Genomic DNA, 7011 nt, shown 5'->3' with positions numbered 1-7011 from the left:
CCCGGGGGCGGGGCCGTCCGGTCACGCCGCCTCGTCGAGGACGACGCCGACGACGCTGGACACCGGCAGCAGGCCCCAGAAGCGGGAATCCGTGCTGAAGGCCGGGTTGTCGCCGAGCAGGGCGACCCGGCCGGGCGGGACGAGCGAGCCCTCCGCGACGCCGGCCGCGGCGCACACCTCGGGCGGGACCGGTTCCCCGGCCAGCGCGGCGACCCGCTTCACCACGAGCGGCGGCCGGGCGGCCGGGTCCGCGCCCCGGCGGGGGCGCACGAGCCCCTCGGGCGGGGCCACGACGACGATCCGGCCGGTACGCAGCCGGGCCGGGCCGCTCCGGAGGACGAGGACCCGCTGCCCGTCCCGCAGGGCCGGCATCATGCTCGGCCCGTTGATCCGGAGACGGGAGAGGAAGCGGCGCAGCAGCACCAGGAGCAGTGCCAGTCCGGCGGTCACGCCGAGGAACACGTACACGTCACCCCTCCTCAGGGCACGGGGTCCGGGACGGGGCCCGGCGCGTCGGTACGGTAGCCGTCCGCCTGGAGCGTGAACAGCTCCGCGTACCGGCCGGCCCGCTCCATCAGCGTCTCGTGCGTCCCCTCCTCGACCACCCGGCCGTCGCCGAGGACGACGATGCGGCCGGCGTCGCGGACGGCGCCGAGCCGGTGCGAGATCACCACGCCGGTCGCCCCGTCCCGCAGGGTGCGCAGGGTGTCGTGGATCTCCGCCTCCGCCTCCGCGTCCAGGCCGGCGCTGGGCTCGTCGAGGATCAGCAGATCGGCGTCGGCGCGCATGAACGCGCGGGCCACCGCGACGCGCTGCCACTCGCCGCCGGAGAGGGACTGGCCGCCGAAGCCGGCGCCCTGCTCCCCGTCCGGGACGAAGATCCGGCTGAGGAGGGTGTCGTATCCGGCGGGCAGGCGGGTGAGCCGGTCGTGGATGCCGGCCGCCCGCGCCGCCCCGGTGACCGCGCCGGTGTCGCCCGCCCGGTCGAGCCGGCCGAGCCCGACGTTCTCCCCGGCGGTGAGGTCGTACCGGCAGTAGTCCTGGAAGACGACGCCGATGCGGCGGCGGTACTCGTCCGGGGTGAAGCGGCGGATGTCGGTGCCGTCCCAGAGGATGCGGCCCTCGGTCGGGTCGTACAGCCGGCACAGCAGCTTCACCAGGGTGCTCTTCCCGGCGCCGTTCAGCCCGACGAGCGCGGTCGCCACGCCGGCGGTGAGCGTCAGGTCCACCCCGCGCAGCACCCACGGCGCGTGGTCGTCGTACCGGAACCAGACGTTCTCGAAGGTGATCGAGGAACGCAGCGCGCGGGGCTCCTCGGCCGGCCCGTCCAGCTGCCGCAGGTCGGGGGCCATGTCCCGCAGGGCACGGTAGGAGACGAAGGTGAGGAGGGCCTGGTAGGCGTTGCTCCCGGTGTTCGCCAGCTGGCCGACGCCGGTCTGGATGGCGGCGGTGGCGGCGAGGAAGACGGAGACGTCGCCGACGGAGAGCGAGCCGTCGCCGACGGCCCTGACGACCCAGACGAGCCCCGCGCCGTAGACGGCGACGCCGAGCACCGACGGCGGAACTCCCCTGAGGAGGTTGCGCAGTTCGGTGCGCCGCTCGGTCTCGGACGCCGAGGCCAGCTCGGCCCGGGCCCGGTCCTTGAAGTGGTCCTGGAGGCCGAAGAGCCGGATCTCCTTCACCGCGTCGGTGTCGGTCAGCAGGCTCGCGTAGAACATCTGGCGGCGGCTGCGCGCCACGATGTCCCGGATGACGGCCGCCCGGCGGCGGCCCGCGGTGAGCTGGGTGCGGAAGGTCGGCAGCGCCATGACGACGGTGAGCACGCCGAGCAGCGGGTTGAGGACGCAGACCGTGACCAGGAAGCCGAGGAAGGTCACCAGCGCCTGTACGCCGCCGACGACCGAGCCGATCAGCATGCCGGGCGCGGAGGAGCCCGCCTCCTGGGCGAGCCGCAGCTCGTCCTGGAAGGCCGGGTCCTCGAAGTGCCGCAGTCCGGGCAGCCGGTTGACGCCCTCGAACAGCTCGTCCTGCACCCGGAGCTGGACCCGCCGGGCGTGCTGCTCGCGGAGGAAGTCGGTGACGGCGGGGACGAGCGCGATGCCCAGGCTGACCCCCACCAGGAGGACGGCGACGCGGACGAGGGCGTCCGTGGGCCGGTGCTGGGTGATCGCGTCGAACAGCTCGCGGACGAGGAGCGCGGCGGCGGCGGGCAGCAGCCCCGCGACGACGCTCCCCGCCAGGTAGAGCAGGAGCGCGCCCCGCCCCGCCCGCCAGGCGAGCGCGGCCGCGGTCCGCCCGGCCCGGAGCACCTCCCGCCGCGCCTCGGGGTTCGGGGAACCGGTCACCGGGAGGCGGACGCCGTCGGGGCGGCGGCGACCTGGCCGCGGTCGCTGATCCGGCCCTCGGCGTCGACGTCGAGGTAGCTGGGCCAGCGGACGATGCCGAAGGAGGCGGAGGCGCCCTCGGAGCCGGCGGTCTCGGTGACGACACGGGCGACCGGGTCGAGCAGCTCGATCATCCGCTGCCGCTCGGGACCGCCGCCCTTGAGGAAGACGAGCACATGGTCCCGGCCACCCGGGAAGTCCTTCGCCATGCGGGCGAATTCCGGCGCCTGCTCGACGCAGGGCGTGCAGGTCGTGGAGAGGAACCCGATGACGGATCCGGCCATGACGGAATTACGGTCGAGTTCTTCTCCGGAATGCGTGACGGTCTGGAATTCCGGAACCGGGGAACCGTCCGGGAGTTTGTTCTCCGGGGCGTCCGAGACGTATTCACCGGAATTCCCGGCGGAGCCGGAGGTGCGGCGCGCGAGCGCGAGCAGCAGGAAGAGGTTGAAGACGGAGAGACAGCCGATCAGCACGACGGCGGCGACAAGCATGGAAAGGGCCTCGCTTGGGTTCGCGGCGGATGCGGGAGGTGGTCAGGAGGTCCGCCGGCCGGCTCCGGAGGAGGGCGCGGAGAAGACGTCGGCGAGCAGGTCCGTGGAGAGGACGAGCGCGCTCACGCAGACCGCGCCGAGGATCCCGGTGAAGACGCCGGTGAAGTCGGAGGAGCCGAGCACCGGGACGGGCCCCGGCCCGCCCGCGGCGAGCGAGGCGACGCATCCGGTGGCGGTCGCCCCCAGGAGGACGGCGTTGCGGACGAGGTGCGCGGGGCCGACCCGGGTCCGGGAGGCGCCGAAGCAGGAGCAGGAGGTGTCGATCTTCCGGCGGAGGACCGAGGCCAGGGCCGCGGTGAAGACCGCGATCAGGCCGAAGGAGAGGGCGAAGGCCCAGGTGGTGAGGGCCGGGACCCAGACGGCGGCGGCGAGCAGCGCCTCCAGGACGGGCACCGCCACGGCGACCGCGCCGACCGCTCCCAGCGGCACGAGCCGCATCTCCCGGACGGTCGTGCGGAACTCCCCGGGGGCGCGCGCCTTGCCCAGCGCGGAGGCCGCGAAGACGACGGCCACGACGCACCGGAAGGCCAGGATCAAGGAGTCGGTCACGGTCGTTCCTCCGTCGGATGTGCCGGCCGGGACCCTCCCCGGGGCCGCGCGGAGCGGCGCCGGGGAGGGGTTTCACCGGGGGGCGCGAAAGGCGCGGTCAGCAGTCGCCCGGGTACGACTTGGTGACGCAGGACGGCGCCACCGCGCAGTTCCAGGAACAGCAGACCTTGACGTAGAGCGTGGAGCCGGAGCACCAGCTGCTGCCGCCCGCGGGGCAGGCGCAGTACGCCTCGGCGCTCTCCTCGCGGAGAACGCGTCCGAGAACGCGGTCCGCCATGCCGACAATTGCCTTGACCATAGGATCCCTCACAAAGCGAAGACGGATTTTCGGGTCGTGCAAACGTTCACGAGACTCGCGTTCCGCAACCTACCCGCCTTCCGGAATAAATGTCTAGACCAACTTCGATCTTCGCGTCCCATGGAAGGAAATGGCGAGGTCAGGGCAGGTGGACAATCATCCGGAACGGTTGTCGCCATATGGAATTCAATCTTCCGAAAGCACGTGCACATGGCTGAAAACATTCGCCCCGCACCCATGAAATTCGGCCACACCGCCCTGTCCCCCCCTCGGCGGGACGCCCGCGCCCGGCCCCGCGCCGGCCCCCACGCCCGGCCCCCGCCACCGCCACGACACCCGCCGGGACACCGCCCGGTGCCTAGACTCCGCAACCATGACGACCACGCACCACGACATCGCCGCGATCGCCGCCGACCTCGCCCCCACCGGGATCCTGCGGGCCTCCGTCAACCTCGGGAACCCGGTGCTCGCCCAGGGCACGCCGGAGGCGCCCGCCGGCATCACGGTCGACCTGGCCAGGGAGATCGGCCGGCGGCTCGGGCTCTCCGTGGAGACGCTCTGCTTCGACGCGGCGCGCAAGTCGTTCGAGGCGATGGCGGACGGCCGCGCCGACCTGTGCTTCCTCGCCATCGACCCGGCGCGCGAGAAGGAGGTCGCGTTCACCTCCCCGTACGTCGTCATCGAGGGCGTGTACGTGGTCCACCGCGACTCGCCGCTCGTCACCGTCGAGGACGTGGACGCGCCCGGCGTCCGCATCGGCGTCAAGCAGGGCTCGGCCTACGACCTCCACCTCACCCGCACCCTCGCCCACGCGACCGCCGTACGCGGCGCGGAGGGCGTCGAGGTCTTCCGCACCCTCGACCTGGAGGCCGGCGCCGGCATCCGCCAGCCGGTCGCCGCGTACGTCGCCGCCCACCCCGAAGTCCGCCTGATCGACGGCCGCTTCATGGAGATCCGCCAGGCGGTCGGCACCACGACGGCCAGGGCCCCGGAGACGATCGCCTACCTCAGCGCCCTCGTCGAGGAACTGAAGAAGAACGGCTTCGTCACCGACGCCCTGCACCGCTCGGGCCAGGACCCCGCCCTGGTGGCGCCGTAGCGGACGGACCGGCCGCGGCCCCTACCCGCCCAGCAGACCGAGCAGTCCGGCCTCCCGCTCCGGGCTGAGCCCGGCCCGGCGCTCCCGGTCGAGCCCCTGCTCCCGCTCCCAGGCGAGGGTGTCGGCGATCACCTCGGTGCGCGGCCGCTGACGGAGCCCCGCGGCGGCCGCGGCGGCACCCGACCGCGCCTGGAACCCGCCCCAGTCCTCCGCCACGATCCACAGCGGCAGCGACTCGGGCCCCATGAACTCCTCCACGCCCTGCTCCAGCAGCCACGCCGACCCGGCCGGGACCACCGTCCCCGTGTGCCCGGCGGCCGCCCGCGAGAGCGCGATCCACTCCCCGAGGGGCACGTTCGGCCCCACGGCGTCGTAGGCGCCCGTCAGGCCCTTCTCCGCGGAGTCGAGGATCCAGTCGACCAGGTCCCGCACGTCGACGACCCGCGTCGGCAGCTCCGGCTCGTCCGGCACCAGCAGCGGCGCCTCCGGCTCCCGCGCGGCCCGCGCCGCCCAGTAGCCCGTCCGGCCGCTCACGTCACCGGGCCCGCCGATCAGCCCGGCCCGCGCGATCAGCAGCCGGTCGCCGACGGCCGCGACGGACGCCAGCTCGCAGGCGGCCTTGGCCTCCCCGTACAGCTCCCGCCCCACCTCGTCCAGCTCGGTCGGCGTCATCAGCTCGGCCGACTCGTCCGCCCCCACCTCGGCCTGCGAGGCGTACACGTTCCCGGACGACACGTACGTCCAGTGCCGGGCCTTCCCGCCGAGCGCCTCCAACGCCCCCCGCACGAACCCCGGCTGCCAGGACACCTCGACCACGGCGTCCCACTCCCGCCCGGCCAGCTCGTCGTACGCCCCCGGCTCCCGCCGGTCGGCCGCCACCAGCACGGCCCCCTCCGCCACACCCCCGCTCTCCCCCCGCGCGAGACACGTCACCGCGTGCCCCCGCTCCAACGCCCGCCGCGACACTTCGCGACCCACCCAAGCCGTCCCGCCCAGAACCAGAATCTCCATGCGCCCCAGTCGACCACCGAACAGGCCTCCTGGAGAGGGCGGTTCGCCGTCGGCGCACGGAATGCGCCGACGGCGAACGCGGCGGCGCGCACCAGGCGTCCGGAACCCCGCGAAAGGCACCCGGGCGCGCCGCGGAAAGGGCCCCCAGGGGCCGGAGAAGGGCCCTCGACCGCCTTCTCGCACCCCCTGCGGGGGCGGGGCCCCCCACCCCGCCCGCACCGCGCCCAACCCCTTCCAGAAGCCTCCGCCGCACCCCCCAACACCCGTCCTGACCTGGGCATTTACCCGTCCTCCCCCTACCCTGGAGTCCACGTCGAAGGGAGACCCACATGGGGGAGACGGACCGCGGCATCCGCACGGTCGAGGACGTCCTGACACTGCTGGACGGGCTGTTCGCGCCCGGGGCGGACCGGTGGACGGAGGGCGGCGCGGACTGGTGGGACGGCTTCTACGCGGACCGCGGCCGGCCGGTGCCGTTCTTCGTCCCGAAGCCGGACGAGAATCTGGTGGCGTACGCGGAGCGGGGGCTGCTCACGGGCGGCGGACGGGCGCTCGACCTGGGCTGCGGGCCCGGCCGGAACGCCCTGTACCTCGCCTCGCTCGGATACCGGGTGGACGCCGTCGACCTCTCCGCGACCGCGATCCGCTGGGCGGAGGAGCGCGCCCGGGAGACGGGCACGACCGGCGTCCGCTTCCACTGCGGCGACGCCTTCGCGCCCGGCACGCTCGACGGTCCCTACGACCTCGTCTACGACTCCGGCTGCTTCCACCACCTGCCCCCGCACCGGCGCGTCAGCCATCTCGCCCTCCTGGAGCGCGTCCTGGCCCCCGGCGGGCTCTTCGCCCTCACCGCCTTCGCCGCGGGCGAGGACGGCATGGGCTCCGAACGCCCCGACGCCGACTTCTACCGCGCGGGCGCCCTGGAGGGCGGCCTCGCCTACACCGACACCGACCTCCGCGCGATCTTCGCGGACCTCGCCCCGCTGGAGCTCCGCCGCATGCGCGACGAGCCCGCCGACTCCCCCCGCTTCGGCGAGGCCTTCCTCTGGACGGGCCTCTTCCGGCGCCACCCGTAGGAGACGCGACGGAGGGGGAGGCCCGGGACCTGCCCCGGGC

Annotated in this window: 8 protein-coding genes; 2 read left to right on the top strand and 6 right to left on the bottom strand. The window is 74.2% G+C overall.

Annotated features, from left to right (window positions below; genetic code table 11):
* Positions 1-21: 21 nt before the first annotated feature.
* From ACFQ8C_RS36040 to ACFQ8C_RS36020, 5 genes are all read right to left on the bottom strand, one after another.
* Positions 22-468 (bottom strand): S26 family signal peptidase, encoded by a 447-nt coding sequence (locus ACFQ8C_RS36040; RefSeq protein ID WP_383466056.1) that lies wholly within the window; start codon positions 466-468, stop codon positions 22-24.
* 11 nt (positions 469-479) lie between these two features.
* A complete protein-coding gene (locus ACFQ8C_RS36035; RefSeq protein WP_383466054.1) occupies positions 480-2345 on the bottom strand; it encodes an ABC transporter ATP-binding protein in 1866 nt (621 codons plus the stop codon).
* Positions 2342-2878, bottom strand: a complete 537-nt coding sequence (locus tag ACFQ8C_RS36030) for a TlpA family protein disulfide reductase (protein WP_383466052.1) — start codon at positions 2876-2878, stop codon at positions 2342-2344. Before ACFQ8C_RS36030 ends, ACFQ8C_RS36035 begins: the two co-directional genes overlap by 4 nt.
* Positions 2879-2920: 42 nt before the next feature.
* Positions 2921-3487 carry a MauE/DoxX family redox-associated membrane protein gene (locus ACFQ8C_RS36025; RefSeq protein WP_383466050.1) on the bottom strand — a complete coding sequence of 189 codons (567 nt, stop codon included), beginning with the start codon at positions 3485-3487 and terminating at the stop codon, positions 2921-2923.
* A gap of 97 nt (positions 3488-3584) precedes the next feature.
* On the bottom strand, positions 3585-3764 hold the full coding sequence (locus ACFQ8C_RS36020; protein WP_383466048.1) for a hypothetical protein: 180 nt from the start codon (positions 3762-3764) through the stop codon (positions 3585-3587).
* A gap of 394 nt (positions 3765-4158) precedes the next feature.
* Here ACFQ8C_RS36020 and ACFQ8C_RS36015 point away from each other — a divergent pair, with 394 nt between their 5' ends.
* A complete protein-coding gene (locus ACFQ8C_RS36015) occupies positions 4159-4884 on the top strand; it encodes a transporter substrate-binding domain-containing protein (RefSeq protein ID WP_383466046.1) in 726 nt (241 codons plus the stop codon).
* A gap of 21 nt (positions 4885-4905) precedes the next feature.
* Here the strand turns inward: ACFQ8C_RS36015 and ACFQ8C_RS36010 are convergent, their stop codons facing one another.
* Positions 4906-5895: an oxidoreductase gene (locus tag ACFQ8C_RS36010; protein WP_383466044.1), complete on the bottom strand. Its 990-nt coding sequence runs from the start codon at positions 5893-5895 to the stop codon at positions 4906-4908.
* A gap of 329 nt (positions 5896-6224) precedes the next feature.
* Between ACFQ8C_RS36010 and ACFQ8C_RS36005 the strand changes: the two genes are divergently transcribed.
* The gene (locus ACFQ8C_RS36005) at positions 6225-6971 is read left to right on the top strand and encodes a class I SAM-dependent methyltransferase (RefSeq protein WP_383466042.1); all 747 of its coding nucleotides are present in this window, start codon (positions 6225-6227) and stop codon (positions 6969-6971) included.
* Positions 6972-7011 lie beyond the last annotated feature (40 nt).

Source organism: Streptomyces sp. NPDC056503 (assembly GCF_042794995.1).
Classification (GTDB): Bacteria; Actinomycetota; Actinomycetes; order Streptomycetales; family Streptomycetaceae; genus Streptomyces.
The sequence above is the reverse complement of the archived record's forward strand: the minus strand, read 5'-3'. Positions and strand labels throughout refer to the sequence as shown.

Excerpts from the sequence above, each read along its gene's own strand:
- ACFQ8C_RS36010 (WP_383466044.1), bottom strand. The coding sequence starts at position 5,895 with ATGGAGATTCTGGTTCTGGGCGGGACGGCTTGGGTGGGTCGCGAAGTG.
- ACFQ8C_RS36030 (WP_383466052.1), bottom strand. The coding sequence starts at position 2,878 with ATGCTTGTCGCCGCCGTCGTGCTGATCGGCTGTCTCTCCGTCTTCAAC.
- ACFQ8C_RS36020 (WP_383466048.1), bottom strand. The coding sequence starts at position 3,764 with ATGGCGGACCGCGTTCTCGGACGCGTTCTCCGCGAGGAGAGCGCCGAG.
- ACFQ8C_RS36015 (WP_383466046.1), top strand. The coding sequence starts at position 4,159 with ATGACGACCACGCACCACGACATCGCCGCGATCGCCGCCGACCTCGCC.
- ACFQ8C_RS36005 (WP_383466042.1), top strand. The coding sequence starts at position 6,225 with ATGGGGGAGACGGACCGCGGCATCCGCACGGTCGAGGACGTCCTGACA.